This window comes from Proteiniphilum propionicum (assembly GCF_022267555.1).
GTDB classification, from domain to species: domain Bacteria; phylum Bacteroidota; class Bacteroidia; order Bacteroidales; family Dysgonomonadaceae; genus Proteiniphilum; species Proteiniphilum propionicum.
The window spans coordinates 2,442,035-2,468,418 of record NZ_CP073586.1; the positions used below are offsets into that span (position 1 = coordinate 2,442,035).

Annotated in this window: 34 protein-coding genes and 2 pseudogenes; 19 read left to right on the forward strand and 17 right to left on the reverse strand. The window is 42.4% G+C overall.

Annotated elements, in window-relative coordinates; translation table 11 throughout:
* Positions 1-421 precede the first annotated feature (421 nt).
* The 9 genes from KDN43_RS09855 (at position 422) to scpA (ending at position 10,917) form a co-directional block, all read left to right on the forward strand.
* The gene (locus tag KDN43_RS09855) at positions 422-1,201 is read left to right on the forward strand and encodes an SDR family NAD(P)-dependent oxidoreductase (RefSeq protein WP_238865773.1); all 780 of its coding nucleotides are present in this window, start codon (positions 422-424) and stop codon (positions 1,199-1,201) included.
* Between the two features lie 24 nt (positions 1,202-1,225).
* Positions 1,226-2,656, forward strand: coding sequence for a hypothetical protein (locus tag KDN43_RS09860; RefSeq protein ID WP_238865775.1), 1,431 nt, complete (start codon positions 1,226-1,228; stop codon positions 2,654-2,656).
* 270 nt (positions 2,657-2,926) lie between these two features.
* Positions 2,927-3,616: a monofunctional biosynthetic peptidoglycan transglycosylase gene (gene mtgA, locus KDN43_RS09865; protein ID WP_238865777.1), complete on the forward strand. Its 690-nt coding sequence runs from the start codon at positions 2,927-2,929 to the stop codon at positions 3,614-3,616.
* A gap of 135 nt (positions 3,617-3,751) precedes the next feature.
* Positions 3,752-4,087: a nitrous oxide-stimulated promoter family protein gene (locus KDN43_RS09870; protein WP_238865779.1), complete on the forward strand. Its 336-nt coding sequence runs from the start codon at positions 3,752-3,754 to the stop codon at positions 4,085-4,087.
* Between the two features lie 14 nt (positions 4,088-4,101).
* A complete protein-coding gene (locus KDN43_RS09875; RefSeq protein ID WP_238865782.1) occupies positions 4,102-4,965 on the forward strand; it encodes a LuxR C-terminal-related transcriptional regulator in 864 nt (287 codons plus the stop codon).
* A 20-nt stretch (positions 4,966-4,985) separates the two neighbouring features.
* Positions 4,986-5,741 carry a creatininase family protein gene (locus KDN43_RS09880; protein ID WP_238865784.1) on the forward strand — a complete coding sequence of 252 codons (756 nt, stop codon included), beginning with the start codon at positions 4,986-4,988 and terminating at the stop codon, positions 5,739-5,741.
* A 133-nt stretch (positions 5,742-5,874) separates the two neighbouring features.
* The gene (locus KDN43_RS09885) at positions 5,875-7,773 is read left to right on the forward strand and encodes a methylmalonyl-CoA mutase family protein (RefSeq protein ID WP_238865788.1); all 1,899 of its coding nucleotides are present in this window, start codon (positions 5,875-5,877) and stop codon (positions 7,771-7,773) included.
* A gap of 31 nt (positions 7,774-7,804) precedes the next feature.
* Positions 7,805-8,707: a prenyltransferase gene (locus tag KDN43_RS09890; protein WP_238865791.1), complete on the forward strand. Its 903-nt coding sequence runs from the start codon at positions 7,805-7,807 to the stop codon at positions 8,705-8,707.
* Positions 8,708-8,769: 62 nt separating this feature from the next.
* A complete protein-coding gene (gene scpA / locus KDN43_RS09895; RefSeq protein WP_238865793.1) occupies positions 8,770-10,917 on the forward strand; it encodes a methylmalonyl-CoA mutase in 2,148 nt (715 codons plus the stop codon).
* A 243-nt stretch (positions 10,918-11,160) separates the two neighbouring features.
* Here the strand turns inward: scpA and KDN43_RS09900 are convergent, their stop codons facing one another.
* From KDN43_RS09900 to KDN43_RS09945, 10 genes are all read right to left on the reverse strand, one after another.
* Positions 11,161-11,451 (reverse strand): MBL fold metallo-hydrolase, encoded by a 291-nt coding sequence (locus KDN43_RS09900; RefSeq protein WP_238865795.1) that lies wholly within the window; start codon positions 11,449-11,451, stop codon positions 11,161-11,163.
* A gap of 47 nt (positions 11,452-11,498) precedes the next feature.
* Positions 11,499-11,975, reverse strand: a complete 477-nt coding sequence (locus tag KDN43_RS09905) for a hypothetical protein (RefSeq protein WP_238865797.1) — start codon at positions 11,973-11,975, stop codon at positions 11,499-11,501.
* A 217-nt stretch (positions 11,976-12,192) separates the two neighbouring features.
* Positions 12,193-12,909, reverse strand: coding sequence for a porin family protein (locus KDN43_RS09910; RefSeq protein WP_238865800.1), 717 nt, complete (start codon positions 12,907-12,909; stop codon positions 12,193-12,195).
* Positions 12,910-12,944: 35 nt separating this feature from the next.
* Positions 12,945-13,649, reverse strand: coding sequence for an outer membrane beta-barrel protein (locus KDN43_RS09915; protein ID WP_238865802.1), 705 nt, complete (start codon positions 13,647-13,649; stop codon positions 12,945-12,947).
* A gap of 23 nt (positions 13,650-13,672) precedes the next feature.
* Positions 13,673-14,197: a hypothetical protein gene (locus tag KDN43_RS09920; RefSeq protein ID WP_238865804.1), complete on the reverse strand. Its 525-nt coding sequence runs from the start codon at positions 14,195-14,197 to the stop codon at positions 13,673-13,675.
* Positions 14,198-14,333: 136 nt separating this feature from the next.
* A complete protein-coding gene (locus KDN43_RS09925; RefSeq protein WP_238865806.1) occupies positions 14,334-15,092 on the reverse strand; it encodes a Crp/Fnr family transcriptional regulator in 759 nt (252 codons plus the stop codon).
* Positions 15,093-15,508: 416 nt separating this feature from the next.
* Positions 15,509-15,808: a type II toxin-antitoxin system RelE/ParE family toxin gene (locus KDN43_RS09930; protein WP_238865808.1), complete on the reverse strand. Its 300-nt coding sequence runs from the start codon at positions 15,806-15,808 to the stop codon at positions 15,509-15,511.
* Positions 15,798-16,052 (reverse strand): type II toxin-antitoxin system ParD family antitoxin, encoded by a 255-nt coding sequence (locus tag KDN43_RS09935; protein ID WP_238865810.1) that lies wholly within the window; start codon positions 16,050-16,052, stop codon positions 15,798-15,800. Before KDN43_RS09935 ends, KDN43_RS09930 begins: the two co-directional genes overlap by 11 nt.
* Positions 16,053-16,304: 252 nt before the next feature.
* Positions 16,305-16,583, reverse strand: a complete 279-nt coding sequence (locus tag KDN43_RS09940; RefSeq protein WP_238865812.1) for a macro domain-containing protein — start codon at positions 16,581-16,583, stop codon at positions 16,305-16,307.
* A 40-nt stretch (positions 16,584-16,623) separates the two neighbouring features.
* A complete protein-coding gene (locus KDN43_RS09945) occupies positions 16,624-17,211 on the reverse strand; it encodes a hypothetical protein (protein ID WP_238865814.1) in 588 nt (195 codons plus the stop codon).
* A 402-nt stretch (positions 17,212-17,613) separates the two neighbouring features.
* Between KDN43_RS09945 and KDN43_RS09950 the strand changes: the two genes are divergently transcribed.
* Positions 17,614-17,982: a group II intron maturase-specific domain-containing protein gene (locus tag KDN43_RS09950; protein WP_238865815.1), complete on the forward strand. Its 369-nt coding sequence runs from the start codon at positions 17,614-17,616 to the stop codon at positions 17,980-17,982.
* Positions 17,983-18,097: 115 nt separating this feature from the next.
* On the opposite strand, the gene KDN43_RS09955 is transcribed toward KDN43_RS09950, so the two are convergent.
* Entirely contained in the window at positions 18,098-18,331 is a 234-nt protein-coding gene (locus KDN43_RS09955) for a two-component regulator propeller domain-containing protein (protein ID WP_238865817.1), read from the reverse strand.
* 114 nt (positions 18,332-18,445) lie between these two features.
* Here KDN43_RS09955 and tnpA point away from each other — a divergent pair, with 114 nt between their 5' ends.
* The 3 genes from tnpA (at position 18,446) to KDN43_RS09970 (ending at position 19,521) form a co-directional block, all read left to right on the forward strand.
* Positions 18,446-18,820: an IS66 family insertion sequence element accessory protein TnpA gene (gene tnpA, locus KDN43_RS09960; protein ID WP_238865819.1), complete on the forward strand. Its 375-nt coding sequence runs from the start codon at positions 18,446-18,448 to the stop codon at positions 18,818-18,820.
* Positions 18,821-18,824: 4 nt separating this feature from the next.
* Positions 18,825-19,166 (forward strand): IS66 family insertion sequence element accessory protein TnpB, encoded by a 342-nt coding sequence (gene tnpB / locus KDN43_RS09965; RefSeq protein ID WP_238865820.1) that lies wholly within the window; start codon positions 18,825-18,827, stop codon positions 19,164-19,166.
* 91 nt (positions 19,167-19,257) lie between these two features.
* Entirely contained in the window at positions 19,258-19,521 is a 264-nt protein-coding gene (locus KDN43_RS09970; RefSeq protein WP_256448701.1) for a transposase, read from the forward strand.
* A 198-nt stretch (positions 19,522-19,719) separates the two neighbouring features.
* Here KDN43_RS09970 and KDN43_RS09975 read toward each other — a convergent pair whose 3' ends face one another.
* From KDN43_RS09975 to KDN43_RS09985, 3 genes are read right to left on the reverse strand one after another with little or no spacing between them, the layout of a single operon-like run.
* Complete coding sequence (locus tag KDN43_RS09975) at positions 19,720-20,292, reverse strand: integrase core domain-containing protein (RefSeq protein WP_238865822.1); 573 nt, start codon at positions 20,290-20,292, stop codon at positions 19,720-19,722.
* Positions 20,282-20,524 (reverse strand): hypothetical protein, encoded by a 243-nt coding sequence (locus tag KDN43_RS09980; RefSeq protein ID WP_238865823.1) that lies wholly within the window; start codon positions 20,522-20,524, stop codon positions 20,282-20,284. Before KDN43_RS09980 ends, KDN43_RS09975 begins: the two co-directional genes overlap by 11 nt.
* Positions 20,525-20,544: 20 nt before the next feature.
* Positions 20,545-20,811: a transposase gene (locus KDN43_RS09985; protein ID WP_238841705.1), complete on the reverse strand. Its 267-nt coding sequence runs from the start codon at positions 20,809-20,811 to the stop codon at positions 20,545-20,547.
* Positions 20,812-20,915: 104 nt separating this feature from the next.
* Between KDN43_RS09985 and KDN43_RS09990 the strand changes: the two are divergent.
* The 5 genes and pseudogenes from KDN43_RS09990 to KDN43_RS10010 form a co-directional block, all read left to right on the forward strand.
* Positions 20,916-21,116 (forward strand): annotated as a pseudogene (locus KDN43_RS09990) (tyrosine-type recombinase/integrase); the annotation flags it as partial.
* 22 nt (positions 21,117-21,138) lie between these two features.
* Positions 21,139-21,348 carry a hypothetical protein gene (locus KDN43_RS09995; RefSeq protein WP_238865827.1) on the forward strand — a complete coding sequence of 70 codons (210 nt, stop codon included), beginning with the start codon at positions 21,139-21,141 and terminating at the stop codon, positions 21,346-21,348.
* Positions 21,348-22,130, forward strand: a complete 783-nt coding sequence (locus tag KDN43_RS10000) for a tyrosine-type recombinase/integrase (protein WP_238865829.1) — start codon at positions 21,348-21,350, stop codon at positions 22,128-22,130. The genes KDN43_RS09995 and KDN43_RS10000 overlap by 1 nt, the downstream gene beginning before the upstream one ends.
* The gene (locus KDN43_RS10005) at positions 22,117-23,142 is read left to right on the forward strand and encodes a tyrosine-type recombinase/integrase (protein ID WP_238865831.1); all 1,026 of its coding nucleotides are present in this window, start codon (positions 22,117-22,119) and stop codon (positions 23,140-23,142) included. The genes KDN43_RS10000 and KDN43_RS10005 overlap by 14 nt, the downstream gene beginning before the upstream one ends.
* A gap of 125 nt (positions 23,143-23,267) precedes the next feature.
* A pseudogene (locus KDN43_RS10010) lies at positions 23,268-23,840 on the forward strand (IS66 family transposase); the annotation flags it as partial.
* A 77-nt stretch (positions 23,841-23,917) separates the two neighbouring features.
* Here KDN43_RS10010 and KDN43_RS10015 read toward each other — a convergent pair.
* Genes KDN43_RS10015 through KDN43_RS10025 form a run of 3 tightly spaced genes read right to left on the reverse strand, consistent with a single transcriptional unit; the run spans position 23,918 to position 25,234 of the window.
* Positions 23,918-24,355 (reverse strand): hypothetical protein, encoded by a 438-nt coding sequence (locus KDN43_RS10015; protein WP_238865832.1) that lies wholly within the window; start codon positions 24,353-24,355, stop codon positions 23,918-23,920.
* Between the two features lie 10 nt (positions 24,356-24,365).
* Complete coding sequence (locus KDN43_RS10020) at positions 24,366-24,671, reverse strand: DUF4177 domain-containing protein (protein WP_238865834.1); 306 nt, start codon at positions 24,669-24,671, stop codon at positions 24,366-24,368.
* Between the two features lie 2 nt (positions 24,672-24,673).
* Positions 24,674-25,234, reverse strand: a complete 561-nt coding sequence (locus KDN43_RS10025) for a hypothetical protein (RefSeq protein ID WP_238865836.1) — start codon at positions 25,232-25,234, stop codon at positions 24,674-24,676.
* A 293-nt stretch (positions 25,235-25,527) separates the two neighbouring features.
* On the opposite strand from KDN43_RS10025, the gene xerA reads away from it, so the two are divergent.
* Entirely contained in the window at positions 25,528-26,370 is an 843-nt protein-coding gene (gene xerA, locus KDN43_RS10030; protein ID WP_238865838.1) for a site-specific tyrosine recombinase/integron integrase, read from the forward strand.
* Positions 26,371-26,384: the final 14 nt, after the last annotated feature.

Below are 26,384 nucleotides of genomic sequence, written 5' to 3' on the forward strand. Positions count from 1 at the left end.
ATTTTAAAAAAATTACCGAAGTGTTGCAAGTTATACTCTAAGTAAAAAAAACTATGCTTTGAGTAAAATAATTCCGGCAACAATGTGTGCCACCACATGCTCGGGGCATAAAAACTGTTCCCGCATTTTTGTGAATTCTTAATAAAACTGACGTACTCCAGTTATAACAATCAGTTATAACCCGTTGTTTTGCTGCCTTATTTTGCCTTTTTTAATACAACTGACGTACTCCGGTTATCACAATCAGAGTACGTCACATCAATTAGAACCCAGTTTAATTAATTATTTCAGAAATACACTGCGGAAGGCTCTTTTTAAGAGTATCTTCCATTACTGCAATGCTTTTGTTTTCATCAAAAATATCCGTATATATGACTTACATGAAAAAAAAAGTTTAATTTTGTTCTAAATAGTTGAGTTCATGAGAAAAACAGCTTTAATTACAGGTGCATCTAAAGGTATCGGGAAAGAGATGGCATTTCTTTTTGCGGAGAAGGATTGTAATATGGTACTAGTTGCCCGAAGCGAAGATAGATTGATGCGGTTGAAAGAGCAGCTGGAGGCTAAGTATGCTGTTTCCGTGCATATTATCGTTAAAGACCTTTCTTTGTCAGGAGCTGCACAGGAGTTATTCAACGAATTGAAAGAGAAAAAGATTGAAGTCGAATATCTGGTTAATAACGCCGGTTTCGGCGACTATGGCGTTTTCTCCGGTACACCCTGGGAGCGCTATGAGAAGATGATCGCTCTCAACGTAACCGCCCTTACGCACCTGACCCACCTTTTCGTGCAGGAGTGGAGAGACAGAAAGAGGGGTAAGATATTGAACGTATCATCAACTGCCGCTTTCCAGCCGGGACCCATGATGGCGGTTTATTTCGCTTCCAAATCGTTTGTTCTCATGCTTTCAGAAGCACTGGAATATGAGCTGAAGAGGGACAACATCACAGTTACCACGCTATGTCCCGGCCCAACCGAAACTAATTTCGGGGATGAGTCTAAGATGCATGCATCTCAATTAGTGAAGAACGTGAAAATTGCCAATCCAAGAGAGGTGGCAGAACTGGGATACAGGGCAATGATGAAAGGTAAATCCGTGGTTATTCATGGTGCTGCAAACAAGATAGCCCCTTTTGGCATTCGTCTCATTCCCCGTAAATGGGTTACCCGCTTATCGGCAAGAGTAATGCAGAGTAAATAAAACACCAATTCAGGCAGCAGAGAAATGAAATATCTAACAGGCATATGGTTTGCGGGACTCTTTACAGCTGCTGCACTTTATTATGTGAGTCATATTTCTCTGCTCCAGCAGCCGGTGGAACATTGTAGCAAACCTCCAACGGGAAACCTTGCCGGGTGGCCAATTACAACTCAAAAATCCATTGACCCGGGTACTGAAGCTGAACCACTTTATGCATTTAAGTACTCTTCGGACTCAATATCTTTATGTTTCAGGCAGGTTGCGGAAGCAACATTAAAACACAAAGCCCTTTGGGACAAGGATATATATGGTCCCATCATGTTTGTCGATCCTGTTACCAGGGAGATCTATACCAACCGGCCCGATGAGGGGCGATCTCTACTGCCCCATGGAAGCATCTATAGGGGCATATTACCAAAAGATGTAATACTTTCCAACACCGATGTCGAGTGGGGTGGCATGCACTGGGCCATGATAATGCTTCCGTTGCCCGAAAACAGGTTCGACCGTATCGATCTTATCACTCATGAACTGTTTCATGTTGCCCAACCCGCCCTCGGTTTTCGCACACGGAGAGAAGAAAATATCCATCTCGATCAAAAAGATGGGAGGTTGTACCTGCGTCTTGAGCTGGCTGCCCTGGAGGCAGCACTCAAATCTGGGAGGATCAACAGGGCTTTGGAGCATCTGCGGAATGCTCTTATTTTCAGAAAGTTCCGCCACACTCTTTACAGAGGCTCCGGGACGTCTGAAAACAACCTGGAGCTGCTCGAAGGGCTTGCTACCTATACAGGGCAGATGATGAGCGGCCGGGACAAATGGCAATGGAGGCAATACCTGATAAACCGGTTGAGCGCGTTCAAAAAGACACCTACTTTCGTGCGGTCGTTCGCCTATGAAACAGTGCCGGTATATGGCTTCTTTCTATATCGGAAAGACAACAACTGGAACAGGCAAGTAGATATGGAGACAAATCTTACAGAGCTGTTTATAGATGCATTTGGTATGGATATGCGCATATTGCTGCAGTCATATGTAAAGCAGGTAGCTGAAGATTACAAAGTAGAGGTTATTGCTGATGAGGAGATGAAAAGAGAGATATCAAACAGCGCTCTTCTTGATACTTACCGGAGGAAATTCTTCGATCAGCCCCATCTTGAGATCAGGCTGGAGAAGATGAACATGTCGTTCAACCCACAAAATCTTATTCCTCTCGATGAGGATGAGGGTACAATATATCCAACCGTTCAGATTAGCGACAACTGGGGCATACTCACCGTGGAAAGGGGAGGAGCTCTCCTGAGAACCGACTGGCGCTGGGTAATTGTGCCTGAGCCGCTTGAGATCACTGAAGACAGTATAAAAGGAGATGGCTGGGTCATTGAACTGAACCGTAATTATCATATCGAAGAAGAACCGGGAGGAGTATATCTCTTGACAAAGAAAAGGCAATAATCCCTAAAATAAAACAATCGGTAATCAACATTTCACAATACATGAATCTGTTGCGAAAGCCATGAATATAAAAAATGATTATTTACAATTTATCAAATATCAACAACAGCTTGGCCCGAATGGAATGAAAGAGACTGTTAGTATGGAATGAAAGAGACTGTTAGTAGTGTATTCAAACATATCATTTTAAATAATATATTGCTGTTTCAGGTGAGGAAAAAAAATTTGTCTAACTTTGTCCTACCCTTTAATAACGTGGGACGGTGAACAATGAAAAAACTATTTCGATTTTTCGGTAAACTGCTTTTGTGGTTTTTTATTCTATCTGCCGGAGGAGTGGGTATCTTCAGGTTTGTACCGGTATATGTTACTCCTCTCATGGTCATCAGAGCCGTTCAATCTGTGGCGGAGGGTGAGAAACCCCGGATAAAACATCGCTGGGTATCTTTCCATTCTATTTCCGACAACCTTAAACGGGCAGTGATAGCATCGGAAGACCAACGGTTTTATTCACACAAAGGTTTCGACAGAATAGAGATACGAAAAGCGATAGATGAGAATAAAACCAGAAAAAAAGCACGCGGCGCAAGTACCATAACCCAGCAAACGGCAAAGAACCTCTTTTTATGGCCACGCTCATCGTGGTTCAGAAAAGGGTTGGAAGCTTACTTCACAGTACTTTTAGAGCTTCTGTGGCCGAAAGACCGGATTCTGGAAGTCTATCTGAACTGCATGGAAACGGGTAAAGGAGTGTATGGCGCCGAAGCTGTGGCAAGGGAACATTTCAGTACCAGCGCCGCAAAACTTTCGGAAAGCCAGTCGGCACTGATTGCGGCTACACTGCCCAACCCTTTGAAATTTAGCTCCAAAGCTCCTTCTCCATATATCAAACAACGGCAGGCACATATTCTGAGGCAGATGCGCACGGTACAACTGCAGAGCGATAGCTCCAAACGGTAATATCTTCCTCACTTTTGACCTGTTTATCCATTCCAGCAACTGTTAATAACGGGCGAGCCCAAGATGAAAACAGCAATGTAATTTGGCGAGGAAAAAGAAAATCGCTACTTTTACAATTCGCTTAATTGTGGGTTAATGAACGAAGGAGAAAAAAAGGTTGTCAGCAAAATGATCGCGATCTATTGCCGATCCAGACACTCCGGCAATGGGAAATTGTGTGGGGAGTGTGAAAGCCTGCGCCTGTACGCGTTTCAACGACTGGAGCGTTGCCCTTATGGTGAAGAAAAACCCACCTGTGCCATGTGCCCGATACATTGTTACAAGGAAGAGATGCGCATGAAGATCAAAGAGGTTATGCGTGCCGCAGGGCCACGGATGCTTATTCTCCATCCTGTGGATACTTTCCGTCACTTTTATCAGGAGCATAGGCGCAGCAGTAAATTTGCCGACAGGTCAAAATCAAAAAATTAAGAATCCTGGTGTCATTGTTGAATAAACATAGTGTTGTGGCAGACGTGCTTGCGGAGCACAATGAACTGATCCCTGTACTGAACCGTTTTGGAATACGTTTAGGTGTTGGTGACAAGAGTGTGGGCGACCTCTGTAGGGAACACCGCCTCAACCCCGATTTTATTCTGACTGTTCTTAATGTTTATCTCGATGAGACCTATATCCCCGATGCATCACTTTCGCTTTTCGATGCGGAGTCAATAGCAAGTTATTTCCGCCATACAGTTGATAATTATATCCATGAGCTAGTCCCCAATATCGAGAAACACCTGAACGCGTTTATCGCCCTTAGCGGCTCTGAAAGCAAAGAGCTGGGTATGCTTCAAACATTGTTTCTGAAGTTCAAGCAAAAGATGACTGATTATCTTAGCGATATCGACAATTACGATGATGATTTTCCTGACGATCTGCTTCATGACCTTAAGAACATTCTTATAAAGCACATTTCGCAGGATTATAATCAAAATCTCAGCTATGCAGTGATCTTCTCAATTCACTCATTTGAGAAAGATCTCGCGGTACATAACAGGTTGCGCGATAAGGTTCTCCTCCCTAAACTTAATGAACTGAACTCATCTGGTATACGTCAACTGCAAAACGCTATAACCGATGAGAATGCCGTCAGACAGAATGGTAACGGCCACCGCCTTACAAGCCGGGAAACAGAAATACTTTTGCTAATCGTTCAGGGATTATTAAATAAGGAGATCGCGGAGAAGCTCAATATCAGTCACAATACGGTACTAACACATCGCAAGAATATTATAGCCAAAACAGGTATCAAAACTGTATCGGGACTCACTTTCTACTGTCTCCGTAACGGACTGATATCTATGTAGTTAATTTAAATTATTTCATTATGCCAAAAAGTAGTTTTCTTCGTATTCCTGCTACAAACTATGGAGAAGTCCTGGAACACAAGTACGACATTGCAATACTCCCATGGGGAGCTGTTGAACCACACAACTACCATCTGCCCTATCTGACCGACTGCATCCTCTCTTACGAGATTGCCTGCGATTGTGCTGAAGAAGCATACAAGAAGGGGGTTACATGTATGGTAATGCCACCCGTCTATTTAGGTTCACAAAACACGGGACAATGGAACAAGCCCTTCTGTGTTCACACGCGGAGCGAGACACAGAAGGCCGTACTGCAGGATATCGTGACATCACTCCATATTCAGGGTTTTAAAGATCTTATGATCATAAACGGCCATGGAGGAAACACCTTCAAGCCCTACGTGCGTGATCTGGCCATGCAATATCCCGATATCCGCATCGTTGTGGTGGACTGGTACTCCGTTGTTCCTACAAGTGGCTTTTTCGAAGAGCAACCCGATGATCATGCGGGTGAACAGGAGACATCGGTAATGCTACACTACCATCCAGAGCTGGTATCGATGGAGAGGGCTGGAGACGGTGCGGTGAGGCCAGGCAGAATAGCTGCTGTTGATAGTAAAACAGGGTGGATGCCCCGGCACTGGGATGAGATCTCGTCGGATACCGGCATCGGCAACCCCAAGAAATCGACAGCCGAAAAGGGTGAACGCTATGTAAAGGCTGTTACAGAAAAAATTACCGGGCTACTGAGCGAATTGAAGAACACCCGGTAACCTCCGTCTTAAAAGTGGTAATAAGCTGGTAAATTCTTTTAAAAGAGCGCAAAATAATCTATTTTTGTACTCTTTAAAAACCTCAAAACAAATTACAGGAAAAACCTGAAAATAATAAATAAAAAGTAGATGTATGAGTAGTCAGAGAGAGAAACTTTTCGCCGATTTTTCTCCCGTCTCCACTGAAGAGTGGATGGAAGTTATCACAAAAGACCTGAAAGGGGCTGACTTCCGTAAAAGACTGGTCTGGAAAACCAATGAAGGGTTTGATGTGAATCCTTTTTATCGTGCTGAGGATATTGAAGGGTTCCTTGCAGCCGAAAGCCTGCCGGGACAATTTCCCTATGTACGTGGTACAAGAAAGGATAATGTATGGTATGTACGTCAGGAAATTGACGTGAAAGATTTTGCCGAAGCCAACAAAAAGGCACTTTCGCTGCTTGAAAGGGGAGTCACCTCATTCGGCTTTCACCTACCCGATAATGAGCTTTCTGCTCAAAATTTGGAGATATTGCTAAAAGGGATTGCCCCGGACAAGGTAGAGCTTAACTTCAGGACATGTGTCTCTCACTCAATTCGCCTGGCTGAACTGGTAGTCGATTATGTGGGTGCGCAGAACCTGAATCTGATGGATTGCTTTGGCTCAATAGAGTTCGATCCATTCAGAAAGATACTTAAGAAAGGAGTTGACGAACCCAACTGGGCAGAGAAGGTGGTGGAAATAGTGAAAATCACCGCTCCGCTTCCGCGATACCGTGCAATCACGGTCACCGGAGACAGGATGAACGATGCCGGGGCTTATAGTTACCAGGAGTTGGGCTATAGCCTCTCCTACGGGAATCAGGTATTGTCAAAGCTGATAGAAAACGGAATTGAGCCGTCACTTGCTGCCAAAAAGATAAAGTTCAAGTTTGGCGTAGGCTCCAACTATTTCATGGAGATAGCAAAATTCCGCGCTGCTCGCTGGTTGTGGGCAGAGATTGTGAATGCTTATAAGCCACCATGCCCGCACGATTGCGACAATAAAGCAGCCGACGGGACTTGCCGATGCGCCGCGAAAATGAATATACACGCTACCACCTCAAGTTTCAACCAATCGCTCTACGATCCTTATGTGAACCTGCTCCGTACTCAAACGGAAGCCATGTCGGCAACCATTGGTGCGGTAGATTCACTCACAGTCCGCCCCTTCGATGAGGCATTCGAGTCGCCCTCTGCTTTTGCCAAACGTATTGCCGTGAACCAGCAGCTGCTGCTCAAGGAGGAGGCCCATTTCGATAAGATAACCGATCCCGCATCAGGTTCCTACTATATAGAAACACTTACCGCATCATTGGCACGGCAGGCCTGGAAACTGTTTCTCGAAACCGAAGATACAGGTTTCTACAATGCATTGAAGGCCGGGACCGTACAGGATGCTGTCAACACCTCGGCGGAAGCCCGATTCAACGCTCTTGCGAGTCGAAAAGAGATACTGCTGGGGACCAATCAGTATCCAAATTTCACAGAACTGATGAGTGATAAGATTGAGAATAATACAGAGGATAGCGGTTGCGGCTGTGGAAGCGGCAGTTCTCATACACAATTAAAGAAACTCAACTCCGTACGCCTGGCCGATGCTTTCAACGAACTGAGACTTGCAACTGAACTTAGTGGTAAAAGGCCCAAAGCATTTATGCTTACCATCGGTAATCTGGCTATGCGCCTTGCACGTTCTCAATTCTCGAGCAATTTCTTTGCCTGTGCCGGTTATGAGATCATCGATAACCTTGGCTTCAACACGGTGGAGGAGGGCGTGAAAGCCGCCCGTAAAATAGGCGCCGATCTTGTGGTGCTCTGCTCCTCCGATGATGAGTATGCCACCCTCGCACCCGAAGCTTATAACCTGCTCAAAGATGGAAAAGAGCTGTTCGTGGTGGCTGGTGCTCCCGCCTGCATGGACGCCCTCAAAGCGGTAGGAATTGAGCATTTCATCAATGTACGCAGCAACGTGCTTGAGACATTGAAAGAGTTTAATAATAAACTACTATAGACAGACAATTCACAATCGATCATTTTACAAAATGCCGAAACTAAAAGAGTGGATCATAGTAGCTCACCCGTGGGCAGTACCTGCATCGGCCTCACCGGCTCTTATAGCAGCCTCCTATGTGTTTTATCTCTTCAAAAGAGGAGAGGTCGCTGAGGTAGAGTGGGGACTTGGTATACTGGGGCTTATCGGTGCCGTAATATTTCACTTGTCGGGAAACCTGATAGGTGAGTATCAAGACTTTGTGAGCGGCGTGGACAAAAAAGAGAAGACAGGCCCACCACGGTTAATAGTGCAGGGCATCTTTAAGCCTAAGATTGTTCTCTACTATGGTTATTCGTTACTTTTTGCCGGCATTGCAATTGGAATCTTCCTCCTGGTTAATACAGGCCTTCCGTTACTGGTTATCGGAGCTATCGGAGTAATCAGTTCCACGTTCTATTACAAATTCAAGTATATAGCACTGGGAGATCTGCTTATATTCATCTGTTACGGACTGGCTATAGCTTTGGGGCTTGCTTATGTTATGACTACCCGGATTATATGGCCGGTGCTTGCTGTGAGCACTCCTGTCGGACTTCTTATAGTTGCAATACTGCATGCCAACAACACCAGGGATATGCTGCAGGACAAGTCAGCAGGCATACGCACGCAGGCAATGAACATGGGGCTTGAAGGATCTCAGATCTGTTATCAGACCATGCTGCTTGCAGCTTATCTGTTGATTGCTATTATGGTAATGATGCAGATTCTGCCTACCCCCGCATTCTTGGTCCTCCTCAGCTTCCCTCTCGCAATAAGGAATATAAGGTTGATGAAGAAGGCCACCATGGACAATCTGGGCATAATCCGTTTTCTTGATACCCATACGGCTCAACTGGTACTGACGTTCAGCCTGTTGTTGGTCGCAGGAAATGTTATTGCAGCATTCATATGATTCCGTCATAACCGTTTGAATAATCAGGCGGACAGAAAAAATGATTAAAAAACAAAAATCCAATGATACCAAATTTTAAAGATATCGATATTCAAACAGCCGGTTTTTATTCGACCGATGTGGCCGGATGGGCTGAAAAAAATGAGATCAGGGCCGACTGGATTACACCGGAGCAGATTCCGGTAAAACCGGTCTACACAAAAGAAGATCTAGAAGGGATGGAGCATCTGAACTATGCCGCCGGGATACCTCCATATCTACGCGGGCCCTATTCCACCATGTATGTGATGCGCCCCTGGACCGTCCGTCAGTATGCCGGCTTCTCCACAGCAGAAGAGTCAAACGCATTCTACCGCCGCAACCTGGCTTCGGGACAAAAAGGACTCTCCGTGGCTTTCGACCTTCCCACGCACCGTGGCTATGATGCTGACAACGAGAGGGTAGTGGGCGATGTGGGAAAAGCGGGAGTCTCCATCTGTTCGGTGGAAGATATGAAGATACTGTTCGATGGTATACCCCTGAACAAGATGTCGGTCTCCATGACCATGAATGGTGCCGTACTGCCCATCCTTGCATTCTATATCGTAGCAGCACAGGAACAGGGTGCAAAGCTGGAAGAGATGGCAGGAACCATCCAGAACGATATTCTGAAAGAGTTTATGGTTCGTAACACTTACATCTACCCTCCGGAATTCTCGATGAAGATCATTGCCGACATCTTTGAGTTTACCTCACAGAAGATGCCAAAATTCAATTCCATATCCATCTCGGGATACCATATGCAGGAGGCAGGCGCTACAGCAGATATTGAACTGGCCTATACCCTGGCCGACGGAATTGAGTACCTTCGCGCAGGTATCAATGCCGGCATCGATATTGATGCATTTGCCCCGCGCCTGTCGTTCTTCTGGGCCATCGGCATGAATCACTTTATGGAGATAGCCAAGATGCGTGCGGCACGCTTGCTGTGGGCAAAGATCGTCAAGAGTTTTGGCGCGAAGAACCCAAAGTCGATGGCACTACGCACACACTCACAGACTTCTGGCTGGTCGCTCACCGAACAGGATCCCTTCAACAACGTGGGACGTACCTGTATCGAGGCTATGGCTGCCGCTCTGGGACACACCCAGTCGCTCCATACCAATGCCCTCGATGAAGCCATTGCCCTGCCGACTGACTTCTCTGCACGCATCGCACGAAATACGCAGATATATATTCAGGAAGAGACGCAGATCACCCGCCAGGTCGATCCATGGGCCGGATCATACTATGTGGAGTCACTCACCCAGGAACTGGTGGAAAAATCGTGGGAGCTTATCCAGGAGATAGAAAAACTGGGTGGAATGGCAAAAGCAATAGAAACTGGAATCCCAAAAATGCGCATCGAGGAGGCCGCAGCCCGTACACAAGCTCGTATCGACTCCAATGTTCAGGCAATTATTGGTGTAAACCGTTATCGTCTCGATCATGAAGATCCCATAGATATTCTGGAGGTGGATAATACTGAAGTTCGCAAGCAACAGATTGAAAGGCTAAATGCTCTGAAATCAGGCCGCGATAACGAAGCGGTACGTAGAGCACTCGACGCCATCACTCATTGTGTGGAAACAAAGAAGGGAAACCTGCTTCAGCTCTCTATCGAAGCTGCCCGGGTTCGTGCTACCCTGGGAGAGATCTCCGATGCGTGCGAGAAAGTAGCAGGACGTTATAATGCAGTAATAAGAACAATTTCAGGCGTGTACTCATCAGAATCAAAAGGAGATGCAACGCTAGAAGAAGCGCGTGCTCTCACAGACAAGTTTGCCCGCAAGGAGGGGCGCAGGCCAAGGATCATGGTCGCTAAAATGGGGCAGGACGGACATGACCGTGGCGCCAAGGTAGTAGCTACCGGCTATGCTGACTGCGGTTTCGACGTGGATATGGGGCCCCTGTTCCAGACACCTGCCGAGGCTGCACGCCAGGCGGTGGAGAACGATGTGCATGTTCTGGGCGTATCCTCTCTGGCGGCAGGCCATAAAACGCTTGTGCCACAGGTGATTGAAGAGCTGAAACGGTTGGGACGTCCCGACATCATTGTGATTGCCGGAGGCGTGATTCCCGCGCAGGACTACGATTTTCTGTACCGTGCCGGCGTAGCAGCTATCTTTGGCCCGGGATCCTCAGTCACCAAATCGGCATGCGAGATAATGCATGTGCTGATGGGTGAGTGATCATCCGGTAATTTTTTAATCATTACAAATCCGCTCCCTCATCCCGTTCTGGTAAGACGGGCAGAGGAGCGGGTTTTTTCATTTGTCATCAGATATCAAATTTAACTTTGTCTACGGGATTGTCAAATTAAGTTTGTTAAGGCAATCTCATTTCATAGTTTAATATGCTTTAGTAAAGAATAAGCCCGGGTCGCAGTAGTCACTGTCTCTTGCCATCCAGATGGGATATTTTTTCCCTTTCTTTCATTCAAATAGCTCAATCGTGTAATCCAAAAGTTCAATTCCGCCGTATTTTCCGTGTCCGGTTATAACTTTTTTTACTTTTGGATATTTCATCTTTACTTTTCTTACCGTTTCCGACCACTCTTCTACATTCGCTTCCGCGAGATTACCCTTTCCTGCTCTTGCTTCTTTTATTAAACAACCGCCAAACATAATATCTTCCAAAGGGAAATAACCAATAATGTTATCGCAGGTATGGCCTTCTCCACAAAATTCAATATGCACCTCCTCGTTACCGAAATTTAAGTTCAAATACTTATCGAACCCCTGTTTTGGTATCGTAGATCCATTTTCTTTCGCTATCTGTATCGTTTTGTTGTAGGCGTAAGAAATAATGCATAATGGGGATACGAGTCCTCGAAACGTTCAGAAAAATCAGAGCGATAAGCGAGACTAAGTTTCGCATTTACCCTGTTGCAAACTGTTTGTCCAGTTTCGCCCATAAATTGATACCATCCCGGCAACAGCCGGTCACTTGCAACAGGCGGTCCCGTTTCGGTCGGCCAGCTTTGTACGATAAAGGACAAATCCACCTTGTTGCGCCCGTCTTCCGAAAAGAGGTAAATACCGTGTGTTCCTGCATGGGCGGCGTCTCTGTATATGATTCCATGATCGAGTTCGTAGGTGTTGTCCATATAGAAGAATCGTCCGGTAAGACGGGGAAGTTCAGGCTCATCGGAGTTCTCTTTTTCACATGCTGTGAAACCTATGCTTGATATGAATAATGAACAACTTACAAAAATCAATTTTAAAAGTGAGTGATTACTCCTTTCCATATGTTTGATTTTTAGAAGTTATATCATTTACAAATAACTGTTTTAACCAGCGTGTATAATTGTTTCTTTAATGTCTTATTTTTAGTCGATTGATGAATCTGTAACAGGCAACTTCTCGCTTCATCTTGTTTTCCCTAATATCGGGTAGGGAGGTAGTCTCTCGTGTTTCAGAATGAAACCATGCGATATCGTTTTGAAATCGCCTTGTTGATAAAAGTCAGAAGAAATACCCCACCGAGATATTTGTCGTCCACATCTTCGTGGTGGGTTTTACGGAACCGCCTCCAACAAGATATCCAAATGCCGCCATATTGTTCAATATATGTCTGAAACCTACACCGACCGTTAGTCTGTCCATCACTTCGGTGCCCACTTCGGCTGCTAGACCTGCGTTCCACCGCTGTTGCATATACACGTTACTCTCTTCTACATCCAGAATGCGAATTTTGGAATCAAACAAACTCCATTTCACTTTCATGGATTCTCCTTCATAAGACGTTCGCACGTGTTGTTCGGCTGTTGGCGTAAACGTGGCAAACCCGCCACCCATAACATACAGCTTGATCGTGGGAGATACAACGAACTTTGTTTTTAAATACAAAGGCAGCTGGAATGTGTGCATATCTGCATAACCCTCCATTTCAACTCCTTCGGGGACCTCCAACCCTTGCGTGTATTTGTCAGAGTTAATGGTTGCACCGCTGTATACATACAGTAATTCTGTCTGTAATCCGAAGTGGGCTCCAAACATATATTCAGCCATAAATCCTGCATGCACTCCCATGCGGGGCTTGTAGATTTCCAGTTCCACACCGTTCATGTTCATATTGATGTTCGAGATGTTTCCACCGCCTTTTACTCCTGTGCGAAATTGTGCGAAAGTGGATATTGTCAACAATAACAACAAAACTAAAGAAGTGATTCTTTTATTCATGATTTATAATTAAATAGCAGATTATAAAGCTCTTATTACCAAGATCTAAAGCTGATAAATAGTGTAGCCATCAGGTTGGATACGCTGATTTTTTCCTCCGATTTATAATTATGACCTTCCACGTTCATGTTATCGATTGTACCCATAACATACGATAACTTAAGCCCGACACCCGTTTTGCTGTTTACTTTATATTCGCCCGCCACTCCGGCATTTATACCAATAGTTGTTTTACTGCCGTTTATATTCACTCCGCTCAGGTTCATGTCGCTGTTAACGAAAAGCGGACCAATACCGAAGTTGGACACCAGCAAAAATTTTTCAGATTCATTGCGCCCTACAAACGATGGTCCAACGTAAAGAAAACTCTGTGTTTCCTTGTAATTTACGCTTTGGTTTAATCCGGGAATGGTGATGTTATCGCCCGAGGTGCTTGCCGAACAATAGTTGGCATTCAAGCCCAATCCCCAGCCTTCCTTGAAAAAGTATTGTGCATCGGCGTCAACAGTGAAACCGTGACGTAATTTTTTATTCATGTCATCGATTTTGGAGTCGCCGGTTTTTTGCACTTTCCCCAATCGAAAAGCATAACCGCCGCCAATGGAAAAGCGGTAATCCTTGTAGTTTTGCGGAGTTTGATATTCCACCTGATAGGGTGTTGCCTGCTGTGCATTTGCAGACAAAATGGCCGATGCGCTAATAAAGGTAGCAGCTAACACGATAAGATAAATTCGTTTCATAAAATGGTTATTTTTTAACGTGTTTATTTCTTTTTTTCTATTTGTATCACATGTGGGCGAATGGTATCGTTGGATGATGTTTCTATTACAAAAAACTCCGGCACTTGGGTAACTTCATCGGTTATGGGCATAATAGTATATGCTTTGCTTTTTTCTACAGAAAATATAAGTTTGTAATGCGTGTGTGGATTATTTGATTCCGCAATTGACGCACCAATTAATCCGAACATGGCGCCGGCCATGGCTGCTTTGTCTTTCCATTGCTGAAAATGACGGATTTCCACCGTTTTTTCACCGGGCAATACATCCGTATGTTTGGGGTAACCTTTCATATAACTACCCACCGAAACTGTATCAACTTTAATGAGTAATGCCGATTCCGACGTTTTTTTTCCTTTAATCCGCAGTTTGTGGTCTCCCTGCTGTATGCGGGCCACTTCGCCCGAACCCGGTTTTGCTCCTTGATAACCCTTTGTGCTGCCACAACCTGTAGATAGTACAAGACATGCAGCAATAATTCCAATAAACAAAAGTGTTTTTGTCTTCATTTTAAGTTACAATTAAATTGGGCACATGTACTGTGATATCAGACAAGTTGCCTGTGACAAGTTAATAAGTTAGTAATCTAAAACAAAGATAAATCTTCTGTTTTTTATAAATGTTGATTTAAATCAAGGCACGATGTTAAAACAGGTTTTTATTACTTTTTTTCAGTTTCCGGCGGATACGACTCAGGGTTTCGGGCGTGATTTGAAGGTACGATGCCAGATCTTTGGCGGTGGTTCGCTCAAAGATATGGGGATTGCATTGCAGAATTTTGATATAGCGTTCTTCCGGAGTACGGGTATAGGTATCGACAAAGCGTTGATATATTTCGGAATACAACAATTCGGTTATATGGAGAAAATAACTGCTGTTTTCAGTGATAAGTCGCTCTAACGTTTCATAAGTAATCAAATAGACTTCGCTTTCACACAGGGCGACGATATCTACGCCGGAAATTTCTTTCAGCCTGAATGCGCCATAATCGCCCACGAACGAATTTTCGAAGGCATAACCCACTACATGTCGTTCTCCCCGGGAATCATGCGCGGAGTAAATAAACGCTCCTTTGCGTATATATCCCATTGTTTTACATGAACTTCCGGTAAGAGAGAATGGCTCGCCACGACGGTATTTCACCAATGTACCGTTCTGCCTTATAAAATCGATTATCCCGGAGTAATCAAAGCGGGTCATATAGGTATTGAAGTCAGACATAGAACAAGTAAGCAGAAAGCGGAAGCGAAGCCGCTGTACAGACTGAAAAAATGGTTTATTTACACATACAGAATGTATGCCAAAGATAGAAGAATATGACTTATATGCCAAATTAAAGCAGTAAGTTTTTGTGTGTTGTTCTGGTATCATGGCATGCATCGGTCGGATGCTAAACCTCGACATCTGTTTTTTCCGGAGAGTACGGTTGTCTGCCGTTAGGCAAAATGTCTGATCCGCAACATACAAGCTCTAATTTTCGCGACTGGGGGGATATGGTGGTTTTAGTGACCAGATAATATCCTTCCCCGGATATGCGTGTTGATATTGTTGCGGCTTTCCTGGCCGCATTGGCGCGTGATCCCCGATCTCCCTCGCAAAGCAGTTTTAAACATATGGTGTACGGGCTGCGCTATTATTATCGCTAATAGGGTATGAACCGTGAAGCCATTGCCTTGCCTTCACTTAAAAAAGATTCGAAGCTGCCAGTCATACTGAACCGGAAAGAACTGAAAGAGTTGTTCGCGGCACCCACGCTGCTCAAACAACGGGTCGTGCCGACCGCTCAGAGTCCTATTTATTATGTGCCGAATTTCATTCATTCATTCATTCATTCGCTCTTCTACATCCATACTATGGTGGAGTATTCTTATTATTTCCACTTTTTTCTCCGACTTCTTGTATCTGTAAAATACCAAATGTGACTTAACCTTTGTATACCTGTAGTTTTTTCTTATGTGGTCAGCATTTTTTTCAGATAAAGGATGTTCTGTGATATATTCAATCTCGTCAAGAAGCAAATTAAAATATCGATCAGCCTGTTCAACTGACCAGGATTCAATTGTGTATAGCCAAATATTTTCAATATCCTCAAATGCTTTTTCGCTTATTTCAAATTTCATTGTGCAGGTATTTGGTGTGAAGATTGGAAAGTGCTTTTTCTCTGTCAAAATTGCTAATCATTCCCGATTCTTCTCCTGCTTTCAACTCATTTACAAGAATTTTTGTCTTGTTCTCTTGTTGTTCAAACAACCGTAAAGCTGTTCTTACGACTTCACTTGCAGATGCAAACTTACCTGATTTAACTTTCTCGTTTATAAAATTCTCGAAATACTCGCCGAGTAAAATTGATGTATTCTTTGCCATAATTGTTTTTGCAAATATACCAATAATTGGTATTGCGGCAAATTATTTCTTCATTTAAATTTGGCGGCACACAACGGTTAAATGTATGAAACGCTGGTGATTGCGGGCTTTGTTACTGTCTGCCGTTGTAAAAGCTGGTGCGGGGCAGAATATTTCAAATAACCACTTAAACCCCAATGTCTTATACATGATGTTGAAATAAACCTGTTTACGTGGGTAGTATTTGACAAAAGTACGTTATTCTTCATATATTCATGGCTCAATTTTGTCCCAAGTTCCACCAGCAAGTCCGCAACCAATTCTCGGCATATGCACTGTTGTTTTTTTGTCAATGGCGAATTGTCCAACTTTTTCAAGTCCTAACAAAATTGCGTCATAACGAATTGGTGCGTTACCATTTTTATAAACTTCAATTTGCCGAAGTACTTCTCCGTCCTGATTTGTTTCAAAGTAATAGTCACAAGTTCCCCAACCTTCGGTTTTTTCTGTCCGAGGTTCGTCAAAATGTCCTTTATAATATTGTGTCGTCATAGGGTTGCCAATACGATGTTATGTGGAGTTCTGTTTTTCATTACCACTCGTCAAATTCATGAAATTCAAAGTCTTTTTCTTTTATTGATTTTTCATAATCTGTCGCTTCTTTGTATGCTTCATCTACAATGTTTTTGTTGTCATACCAAATGTCTTCTGCTAGATAACAACAAACTCCATTTGTTAACTCTGTTAATATAGCACTTGTCATTGAGACGAAACGAAGTTCAAATGTGTCGCCTGAATGCCAAACAAAAGTTACTACTTTATTACAGTCTTTAAGTCGCTTTTCAATTTCAGGTTTTGCGAATTCAACGTCAGGTTGTTTCTTCCCAAATAATTTGTCAAAGAATGAAAGTTTTGGCTTTAAATCGTCTTTGGCTTTCTGTAAATCAAAATCGTCAATATAAATTTCAAAACCACTTTTAAAGTCTTTGTCTTTTAATTTGTCGAAGTAAGGATTTTTTAATCGGAATTTGAAAGGCACAAAACCTGTGTCGTTCTCTTGGTCAAGTTTAAAGTCAGGATGGACTTCAACGACCATATCAAAGTCGTTAAGTCGTCTTATAATTTTCGGAACCAAGTCAATCGAAAGATTTTTGCAATATACGTTAAGGTCTAAACTCATTTTCTGTTTATCGTTTTGTGTGTCGTCTTAAAATGCCACTAACGGTCGAGTGTATGTGCCGTAAGGGATTGAGGGATTTAAAATCTGTCAAATTTCGGTGAAGTTTGAGCGGGCTACAATGCTTGAATACCCGCTGACCCCCTTATGGCATATACACTTTGTGTGCGCCCTGCATGAGCAGCGCGCGCCTGCTGGGAGCAACAGTAAAATTACAAATAATTTTGGTTAAATAATGCTCCAGGCAGGTGTATTTTTCCAGAGGGTGTAAGTTCCTCATGGACGGAGTCGTGTCCGAAGCATTAGCAAGTCGCAAGCTGGTTGTTGGTGACGACAGCAGTCAAGGAAGCGAGACTGCAAAATCCGGTACTGACTAACAGGAACGGTATATAAGGTATATCTGTTTTGGGTAAGCAACTACATCTTTGTAACGCCCAAAAGGTAATTTGTGGACAGGTATGTAGATACCGCATGGCAAGTGTTCAGGAAAAACTCAAAGATATTGATGCTTGGGTGCGTAATCGGTTGCGATGCTGTATCTGGAAACATTGGAAGAAACCTGAACGAAGACGGAAAAACCTGATACGTTTGGGTGTAGGCGTTGAACATGTATACAGTAACAGCTGTAGCCGTATGGGTACATGGGCGGTTGCCTGTAGCCCTATTCTGAAAACCAACATCACGGTGGAACGCCTTCAACAACGCGGTTATGAATCCATGTTTATCTATTATCAGAAGATTGCTCCATTTCTTAACGAACCGCTGTTTATGTGAACCGTATGTACAGTGAAGTGAAAGGCTCTCCCCATCAGTTGCTGCTGGCGGGGCAGCCTACTCGATTAGCGGCTGACCATTTTATTTAAATATTCTGTCAATATGTTCTATTTTACTAATTATCATCTGTCAATTTAAGTAAGCCGGTAGAAGTTCCAAACCATTTAACTCCCTCTTTATCAATTACAATAGCCATAACTTGTGAGCCCCCGAAGGCAGCATAATTTGTCCAATTTGAGCCATCAAATTTAGATACTCCGTAATCACTACCTATCCAAATATCATCTGAAGCACCAATTGCAATAGCATGTATATTACTATTTGGTAGTCCATCTTTGGTAGTATACATTGTCCATTTTAAAGAAGTTGTATCATCTACTTCGTTTTTTTGTAAGCACCCGATAAAGTCCCCGTTTTAGTTTACATTTTAAGTTTTGATCTTTGCCGGCAAACATAATTAAATATGACGCCAATAAGCAAAGAAGAATTTATGGTTATATTAAAACGCCAGCAAGAAAGCGGTTTAAGTGTCAAAGATTTTTGTGAAAATCAATCTTACACGGCTTCCAGTTTTTATTACTGGAAAAGTAAGTTTGGGCTGACTCGTCCATATAACAATCATGCACATGAAACTGCAGTGGATAAACTGGCTCCCATCAGTTTTAATCTATCTGAAAATAAGCCTGCACTTAAAACTGTTCCATCAGTTAATATTAAAGGAGAAATAAAAATAAAGTTGCCCGGTGGTATCCAGGTAAGTTTTATAGGCAGCACTCAAACTGAGGCTGCTATTAAATTACTTGCTCAAATATGTTCTGCACATGTTTTGCCTAAATGATACAATGCGCTATTTTCTCTGTCCGGGAAAGACAGATATGCGTAAAGGGATGAACTCACTCTGTGGAGTTGTGCAGAACCATATGGGATATGATGTTAGAATGGGTGATTGTTTCATTTTCATAAACAGAACTCGTACCACAATGAAAATACTTCATGCAGAAGACGGAGGTTTAGTTTTGTATATGAAAAGGCTCGAAGAGGGTACCTTTCGTTTGCCTGCTTATGATAAAGACAGCCGGTCATACCCTATGAACTGGTCCAGTTTAGTAATGATGGTTGAAGGTATACAGGATGACCCAAACACTAGGTTGAAGCGACTAAAAGCGTTTAGAAACCACCAATAAAAAACTCAAATAAAAGTGTAAAATATTGCTCTGAAAGCTTGTCTGGCTCACGGTTTTTTAGTATTTTTATAGCTAAATACAAACCCATACAATGGACCAGTCGCAAGCATTAGAACTCTTAATAAAATCGCAAGCGGAACAAATCCGTCTACTTACTGAGGCTAATGCTAAACAGGCAGAGCAGATGACCGGTCTGCAGCAAAAGATTGATAAGCTCCTATCACAAATAGCCTGGTTTACCCGTCAGTTTTATGGACGTAAAAGTGAGAAGCTATCCAGGCTTGACCCCAATCAGCTCAACTTATTTGAAACATTAGAAGATGAAAAGAAACATCTTGAGGAAATAGAGGTGTAAGCTACCCCTTTTTAGGACAGTCTTTGATTAGACTGCTAAATTAGTTATTTATGTATACAATGTTATGATGTCGGACAGATTTTTGATAAGCCACTCCCAATACTAGACGATACAGCGGGCAAGACTGCCCGCCAGGGCACTCGTCTTGGCCTTGACCGCTGTAGTGGCTAGTGTTACCTTTGCTTGTCAAAACATCTGTCATACTGCTTCCTTTCGTTTTATCAGTTCTTCCCTATACTCAAAGGGTGTCATGTTGTCCAACGCCTCATGGGGCCGTTCTTCGTTGTAGTCATTCCGCCAGGCTTCTGTCAGTTCCCTGACTTCAGACAAGTTTCGGAAAATGTATCTGTCAAGTACAGCCCTTCTGTAGCTTCCGTTGAAGCGTTCAATGTAGCCGTTCTGGGTGGGTTTACCAGGCTGAGTATACATAATGTTTATCTCATTGCCTTTACACCAATCTTTGAACACCTGGGCGATAAACTCAGGACCATTGTCGCAGCGTATGTTCTTTGGTTTGCCATTAAGCCATATGACCTTTTCCAGAACTTTGATGACACGCTTTGCCGGCATGGACATCGATATCTCCTGTGTCACGGCAATCTTGCAGGCATCATCTATGATATTAAGAACACGGAATTGTCTTCCGCACTCAATCCTGTCACTGACAAAGTCAATGGACCAGGTAACATTGGGCTCTTTAGGCATAACCAGAGGATTCTTCACCCTTGCAGGCAGACGTTTCTTCAAACGGCTTCGCTTCTCATAGTGCATTGCCTTGTAAACCCTGTAAACCTTCTTGTGGTTCCCATGTCTTACCCTCACGTCTCAGCCTTGAATAAATCTTCCAGAAGCCATCACCGAAGTTGGCGGCAGCACGGATTGCGTCTTCAACTTCAGTGTCATCTTTCTTGTCAGTATAATAGAAGTAGGAGCGATGGATGTCCATCAGCTTGCACGCCCGAGAGATGCTTACACCATATTCTTCCACTATATCTCCTGCCAATTCCTTCTTTACCTCGGGCTCTAGAGTTTTTTTTCGATGACCTCCTTCAGTATCTTGTTGTCAAGTGCAAGGTCAGCATACATCTGTTTCAACGTGCGGTTCTCATCTTCAAGCTCTTTGAGACGTTTAACCTGACTGATCTCCATTCCACTATACTTGGACTTCCAATTATAAAGGGTAGCCCTGGATATATTGTAGTCACGAGCTACAACTGCGGCATCCACCCCACTTTCAAGTTGATGGACTGCCTTTACCTTCTCTGACTCACTGTGTACTTTTTTTTTCATTTTATTTCCTATGCCAAACAAAGTTAATAATTTTGTCTAACTCGGAACTGTCCTACAAATAGGGAAGGTTACAAAAAGGGGTAGCTTACAATGGCACCCACTCTTTACGGCATAGCCTGGCGACTAATCTTTTGGAAAATGGCACGGCTTTGCCTGTTATATCTGAAGTGCTTGGGCATGGTTCGACAGGGTCGACCATGTATTATCTTGGTGTTAATATCAAATCACTACTGGAATGTTCCCAGAATGTGCCGGATGTCCCCGAGGATTTTTATTCGCAGAAAGGAGGCATGCTGTATGCCTAATTATCTTAATTATAGAAGTGTCATGGCTCCCTACATAAGCTCTTTCGTAGAATCAAAAACCAGAAAAGGGATAAAAGGAGAAGATATAAAGTGGATCCTTTACGAGTTGGATCGACATCTGGCAGAAAAGGGGCATCAGGCTTGTTATATTGACAGGATATCCTATGATAGTTGGTATCATGCAACTTGTGGCAACAAACAAGTATCAACCGTATATCAAAAGTATCCGTAATGAGACGTTTTTTGATATATATGGGCAATATGGGGCTTGAATGTTATGTCCCTAGATTGCCAAGGAAGCATAAATCTGAATATGTGCCATACATTTTTACTGAAAACGAAATCAAAGGCTTGTTTGCCGCAGCCGATAATCTCAGGGTAAAGGAGCATCATGCCAATTCATTAATGATGGTTGTACCTGTTTTGCTAAGGACTTTGTATAGCACTGCAATACGAATTGGTGAAGCAATAAATCTTCGGAACAAGGACATAGATTTTGAAAAACATGTCATTGTTTTGGATAACACAAAGAATGGCCGTCAAAGACTTGCCCCTTTAAATGAATCTTTAGAAAAAGTTTTGAGGCAATACATCCGTTATAGAAACATGTTACCCGTCGAAGGTGTAATGGCTCCTGAGAGTCACCTTTTTGTCAATGGGCTGGGGCATAAACTGTCAAAAAGGGGTATAGGCAGATATTTTAGGAAACTACTGCAGGAGGCAAACATCCCGTATAAGGGACACGAAGAAGGCCCAACCCTTCATAATCTAAGACATACCGCTTGTGTGCACTCTCTCGTCCGCATGCATAGGCAAGGCAGGGATATATACTGTTGCCTTCCTATACTCTCTACATTTATGGGACATGTAAAAGTCATGGACACCGAGCATTATCTCCGTCTTACACAAAACATGTATCCGGAAATTATCCAAATGGATGCATCCGTAACTGCCGGACTTGGAAATCTTATTGCAAAATCACTCCTTAAAGTTGATGATCATGGGAACATATAAAGATATTGCAGGGTGTATTGAAAAGTATTTTACCGATTACCTGGTAAAAGAGCGCGGCGTCAGCGCCCATACAGTGCGTTCATACCGAGACACTTTCATTCTGCTTCTTGAATATATGAATAAAGAGAAGAAGATCCCGGCGGACAAGTTAGGACTGGATGACATAGACAGGAGTGTGGTACTTTCCTTCCTGGACTGGCTTCAGGATGTCAAGCGCAACGCCGTTTCCACGCGGAACCAGAGATACGCTACAATAAGATCTTTCTATGAATACATGATGTATGAAGATCCCGTCCATTTATCACACTGGAAATCAATATGCTCAATACGTATAAAACGAGAGGTGCGAAATAGTGTCAAATATCTGACTGTTGACGGGGTAAAAGCCGTTTTCGAACAGATAGATACAAATACCCGTGAAGGAAGAAGAAACCTGACCCTATTGTCCTTGATGTATAATCTTGGAGCCAGGGTACAGGAAATTATAGATCTCACACCGCTATCGATAAGAACAAGCAAGCCCTATGTCATCGAGTTGTTTGGTAAAGGAGCCAAAAAACGATTGGTGCCGATTGATGACAATATGATGAATTTACTTGGAAATTACTTGAAGGAATACGGCTTGGACAGACCCGGGATGGGTCATCATCCCCTCTTCTTCAATAGCCGGAGGGCTAAGCTTACCAATCCCGGGATTACCTATATTTTGCAAAAATATGCTTCATTGGCACATATTGCATATCCCGATCTGGTCCCGTCAACACCAACTCCGCATACGCTGAGGCACTCAAGGGCAATGCACCTGCTACAGGCCGGTGTAAATCTGGTATATATCAGGGATCTTTTGGGGCATGTGTCAATACAGACGACCGAGATTTATGCAAGGGCGGACTCGAAGTTGAAGAGAGAAGCCTTAGAAAATGCTTTTAGTGATCTTGGAATTACTGAACCGGATGTGAAAAGTTGGGAAAAAGATCCCAAGCTTAAAGCTTTTTTAAAAAGTTTGGCTTGAAATATTATCAGAAGTAGTTTTAGAAAGTAGCGATTGGATAATACTGATTGTTAATTTACTTCCTTAGGCTACTTTTGATTTAATTAAAGTTGTGATAACGCCTTTTATCAAAATCTTTTGATAAACGACGTCGCTATGAAATAGCTTTGGACGAGAACAAATCCCTTGCAGAGTATGCATTAAAGCAGATACAGCATCTTTACCAAATAGAAAGAATGGCAGATGAACAGAATCTGTCGTATGAGCAACGCTACAAAAAAAGGAATGAGCTTGCACGTCCCATAATGTTATCTTTTGAAAAGTGGATGGAGAAAACATATCCTACAGTACTACCCAAAAACCGCATGGGCGAGGCTATAAGTTACTCCTACTCTTTATGGCCACGAATGAAGAATTATTTAAAAGACGGCAGATTAAAAATAGATAATAATCTGGCAGAAAATGCCCTCAGACCGATTGCTTTGTCAAGAAAAAACTTCATGTTCTGTGGTAACCACGAAGCAGCTCAAAATACAGCAGTAATCTGCTCATTGCTTGCCTCGTGCAAAGAGTCCGGTATAAATCCAAGAGAATGGCTAAATGATGTAATAGCTAAAATGCCATACTACCAGAATCCGGGAAATGAAGATAACCTAAGAGCACTCTTGCCAAACAATTGGAAACAACAGGAGTCTAATAAAACTCTAATAATAGTCTAAAGAAACTCTAATAATTATCTGAGGGCCTAATTGCCAAAAGCAATTAGGAGAAAATCAAGGGGTAGTTGCTAGGGTGCTTACATATAATCGTAATATCTTTTATCTATTCTTGCCAATTCTATTTTTACATATTTGTCCAAAGAATTTTCAGCTAAATAATTTTTCCAATAACTCAAAACAGAATCTGCCTTGGGCAAATACATTCCATAATCTTTCTGCCATTCTTTTTCCCACTTTTCAGAAAGTGGTTTCCAATAGATTGTGTCTTGTAAAAATTTCACATATTTAAACAGTCTGCGATAAGTAACATCGCTATATGTAGCTTTTTTTATGTCGCTCATTTCATCAACCTCTTCTCTTATATTTTCATAAAATTCAGCAAACAAGGTATCACTTTTTATGGCTTTGGATAATTCTTCTGTACTCATTTTTTCAGAAACGGGTTTATCCGAAATACTACTACAACTGCTAAATAAAAAAATGAGTACAAAAAACAACAAATAAATCTTATTCATATTTACCTCCTTATTTTTTACGTTTAAATACAAAATTAATTTCGGCGGTTCTTACATTGGGTTGAAGTCCCGAAACATATTCATCGTTGCCATAATTTGGGTGTACCGTCTCGGTTTTTTCATAAATTCCGACTAATTCCCAACCCTCTTTTCCAAACAAATTTAAAGATTCGTCCGAAACGTCAAATTTATTTGCTTGAAATTTCGCCATAGTTTCTTGTTCTTCCCCTTTTACGGAAATAGTTTTATACTCCCATTTTGTGGTACACGAAATGGACAAAAGTCCTACGATTACAATTAAAAAAATCTTTTTCATCCCTATTTCGTTTTTAGTTCGTCAATTTTATTTTTTGCATTTGTAAATGCAGTATCTACTACTTCTCCATCTGATACAAACAAAGTTTTGTCAGAACCGTATTTTTCAAGACTAATATACCAAGTTGCTTTTCCCTTTGAAATAAAATAACCCACTTGAAAACCATCAACTGTGGTAAATTTATTTTCCATATAGTCGGGATTGCTTGCGATATCAGCATCTACATCAGTTTTCAATGTTTTCACAGCCTTAATTACTTCAAGTAAATCAGAGTATTCAATGGAAGCTGTTGAAGATCCGTATTTTCCTTCTTTTTCAATTTGGTAAAAATAAGTTTCACTATTTCCACTTCTAACTTTTCTAATTCGAGTTTCAGCACTCGAATATGTTGTGCTTAAATTAGGAAGTTTTGTGTCAATAAATTTTGTTATTATACCTGTTTTTGAAGAAAAAACTTCCATTTTAGTTTTGACGTTTTCTGCTTCCTTTTTAGTATCTTGTGCACTTAACTGAAAGCATATTGATAAAAAACACACACTTGATATTAAAATTATTTTTCTCATTTTTCTATCCCTTGTTTGTGTCGGGCGCAACTTCTAATTTAATTTAGCTCTGATTACTTTTTTGTTATTGATTTCTGCAATTTTTACTGGACGCACTTTCTCTACACTTGCAGGCAACGTGTTGTTTACGCAATAAATATACAACTTTCGTAAACACTCGATTTATAACATTCATATACAAAGACCGGTATGAAATATTTTGCATTTATATTATATTGTTTGTTAGGTTGTTATGTTTTATTATGATTATTTCGTATTTTTGCATATACGAATGTTCCATAAAATCGAAAGCGATGAAAATAACCTATTTGTTGAATGAGTTTGAGCGGAAAATGATAATACAGCGATATAGTCCCAGCTCCATTCAAAACTACAAAAGTGCGGTGAGGAGTTTCCTGCAGCTGGCTGAAAAAAAATACAGCCACCCGTTGGAGATAACGGAAACGGTGATCGAGAAATACCTGTTCTGGAAAATAGAGAAACATCGCATCGGAACATCTTATCAACGTTTGATCGTGGCGTCGATAGACAAGTTTTACCTTTCCATGTTCAGCAGACAACTCAACCTCAAACATCTGTATCCCCGCTCGAAGAACAAAAGTCTGCCGGTGTACCTGACTACCCGGGAGGTGAGCCGCTTGATGGCTAAAGTGACCAACCCGAAGCACAAATGTATCGTCCAACTGTTATACGGATGCGGCCTGCGGCTAAACGAACTGCTTCACCTGAAGCTGGTAGATATCGATTCGAAGAACAAAATTATCCTGATCAGAAACGCCAAGGGAGGGAAAGACCGTGTGGTGATGCTTTCCCCCCTGTTATTGGAATCTTTAAGGCGTTACTACAAGATATATCATCCTGAGGAGTACCTGATAGAGGGGCAGGGAGGGGGTATCTACTCCGAAAAGAGCGTTCAGGTCATTGTCAAGAATGCAGCTTTAAAAGCGGGCATAGCCAAAAAAGTAACACCTCATACCTTGCGCCATAGCTTTGCTACCCATCTCCTGGAGAATGGAACGGATATCCGGTATATCCAGGACCTACTCGGACACAAATCGGTAAACACGACTGAAATTTATACCCATATTACCGATATTGCACAGTCAAAAATTAAAAGTCCGCTCGATTTGCTTTGATACCGTCAGACTGC

Excerpts from the sequence above, each read along its gene's own strand:
- KDN43_RS09855 (WP_238865773.1), top strand. The coding sequence starts at position 422 with ATGAGAAAAACAGCTTTAATTACAGGTGCATCTAAAGGTATCGGGAAA.
- KDN43_RS09860 (WP_238865775.1), top strand. The coding sequence starts at position 1,226 with ATGAAATATCTAACAGGCATATGGTTTGCGGGACTCTTTACAGCTGCT.
- mtgA (WP_238865777.1), top strand. The coding sequence starts at position 2,927 with ATGAAAAAACTATTTCGATTTTTCGGTAAACTGCTTTTGTGGTTTTTT.
- KDN43_RS09870 (WP_238865779.1), top strand. The coding sequence starts at position 3,752 with ATGAACGAAGGAGAAAAAAAGGTTGTCAGCAAAATGATCGCGATCTAT.
- KDN43_RS09880 (WP_238865784.1), top strand. The coding sequence starts at position 4,986 with ATGCCAAAAAGTAGTTTTCTTCGTATTCCTGCTACAAACTATGGAGAA.
- KDN43_RS09885 (WP_238865788.1), top strand. The coding sequence starts at position 5,875 with ATGAGTAGTCAGAGAGAGAAACTTTTCGCCGATTTTTCTCCCGTCTCC.
- KDN43_RS09890 (WP_238865791.1), top strand. The coding sequence starts at position 7,805 with ATGCCGAAACTAAAAGAGTGGATCATAGTAGCTCACCCGTGGGCAGTA.
- scpA (WP_238865793.1), top strand. The coding sequence starts at position 8,770 with ATGATACCAAATTTTAAAGATATCGATATTCAAACAGCCGGTTTTTAT.
- KDN43_RS09905 (WP_238865797.1), bottom strand. The coding sequence starts at position 11,975 with ATGGAAAGGAGTAATCACTCACTTTTAAAATTGATTTTTGTAAGTTGT.
- KDN43_RS09910 (WP_238865800.1), bottom strand. The coding sequence starts at position 12,909 with ATGAATAAAAGAATCACTTCTTTAGTTTTGTTGTTATTGTTGACAATA.
- KDN43_RS09915 (WP_238865802.1), bottom strand. The coding sequence starts at position 13,649 with ATGAAACGAATTTATCTTATCGTGTTAGCTGCTACCTTTATTAGCGCA.
- KDN43_RS09920 (WP_238865804.1), bottom strand. The coding sequence starts at position 14,197 with ATGAAGACAAAAACACTTTTGTTTATTGGAATTATTGCTGCATGTCTT.
- KDN43_RS09925 (WP_238865806.1), bottom strand. The coding sequence starts at position 15,092 with ATGTCGAGGTTTAGCATCCGACCGATGCATGCCATGATACCAGAACAA.
- KDN43_RS09930 (WP_238865808.1), bottom strand. The coding sequence starts at position 15,808 with ATGAAATTTGAAATAAGCGAAAAAGCATTTGAGGATATTGAAAATATT.
- KDN43_RS09935 (WP_238865810.1), bottom strand. The coding sequence starts at position 16,052 with ATGGCAAAGAATACATCAATTTTACTCGGCGAGTATTTCGAGAATTTT.
- KDN43_RS09940 (WP_238865812.1), bottom strand. The coding sequence starts at position 16,583 with ATGACGACACAATATTATAAAGGACATTTTGACGAACCTCGGACAGAA.
- KDN43_RS09945 (WP_238865814.1), bottom strand. The coding sequence starts at position 17,211 with ATGAGTTTAGACCTTAACGTATATTGCAAAAATCTTTCGATTGACTTG.
- KDN43_RS09955 (WP_238865817.1), bottom strand. The coding sequence starts at position 18,331 with ATGTATACTACCAAAGATGGACTACCAAATAGTAATATACATGCTATT.
- tnpA (WP_238865819.1), top strand. The coding sequence starts at position 18,446 with ATGACGCCAATAAGCAAAGAAGAATTTATGGTTATATTAAAACGCCAG.
- tnpB (WP_238865820.1), top strand. The coding sequence starts at position 18,825 with ATGCGCTATTTTCTCTGTCCGGGAAAGACAGATATGCGTAAAGGGATG.
- KDN43_RS09970 (WP_256448701.1), top strand. The coding sequence starts at position 19,258 with ATGGACCAGTCGCAAGCATTAGAACTCTTAATAAAATCGCAAGCGGAA.
- KDN43_RS09975 (WP_238865822.1), bottom strand. The coding sequence starts at position 20,292 with ATGCACTATGAGAAGCGAAGCCGTTTGAAGAAACGTCTGCCTGCAAGG.
- KDN43_RS09985 (WP_238841705.1), bottom strand. The coding sequence starts at position 20,811 with ATGAAAAAAAAAGTACACAGTGAGTCAGAGAAGGTAAAGGCAGTCCAT.
- KDN43_RS09995 (WP_238865827.1), top strand. The coding sequence starts at position 21,139 with ATGGCTCCCTACATAAGCTCTTTCGTAGAATCAAAAACCAGAAAAGGG.
- KDN43_RS10000 (WP_238865829.1), top strand. The coding sequence starts at position 21,348 with ATGAGACGTTTTTTGATATATATGGGCAATATGGGGCTTGAATGTTAT.
- KDN43_RS10005 (WP_238865831.1), top strand. The coding sequence starts at position 22,117 with ATGGGAACATATAAAGATATTGCAGGGTGTATTGAAAAGTATTTTACC.
- KDN43_RS10015 (WP_238865832.1), bottom strand. The coding sequence starts at position 24,355 with ATGAATAAGATTTATTTGTTGTTTTTTGTACTCATTTTTTTATTTAGC.
- KDN43_RS10020 (WP_238865834.1), bottom strand. The coding sequence starts at position 24,671 with ATGAAAAAGATTTTTTTAATTGTAATCGTAGGACTTTTGTCCATTTCG.
- KDN43_RS10025 (WP_238865836.1), bottom strand. The coding sequence starts at position 25,234 with ATGAGAAAAATAATTTTAATATCAAGTGTGTGTTTTTTATCAATATGC.
- xerA (WP_238865838.1), top strand. The coding sequence starts at position 25,528 with ATGAAAATAACCTATTTGTTGAATGAGTTTGAGCGGAAAATGATAATA.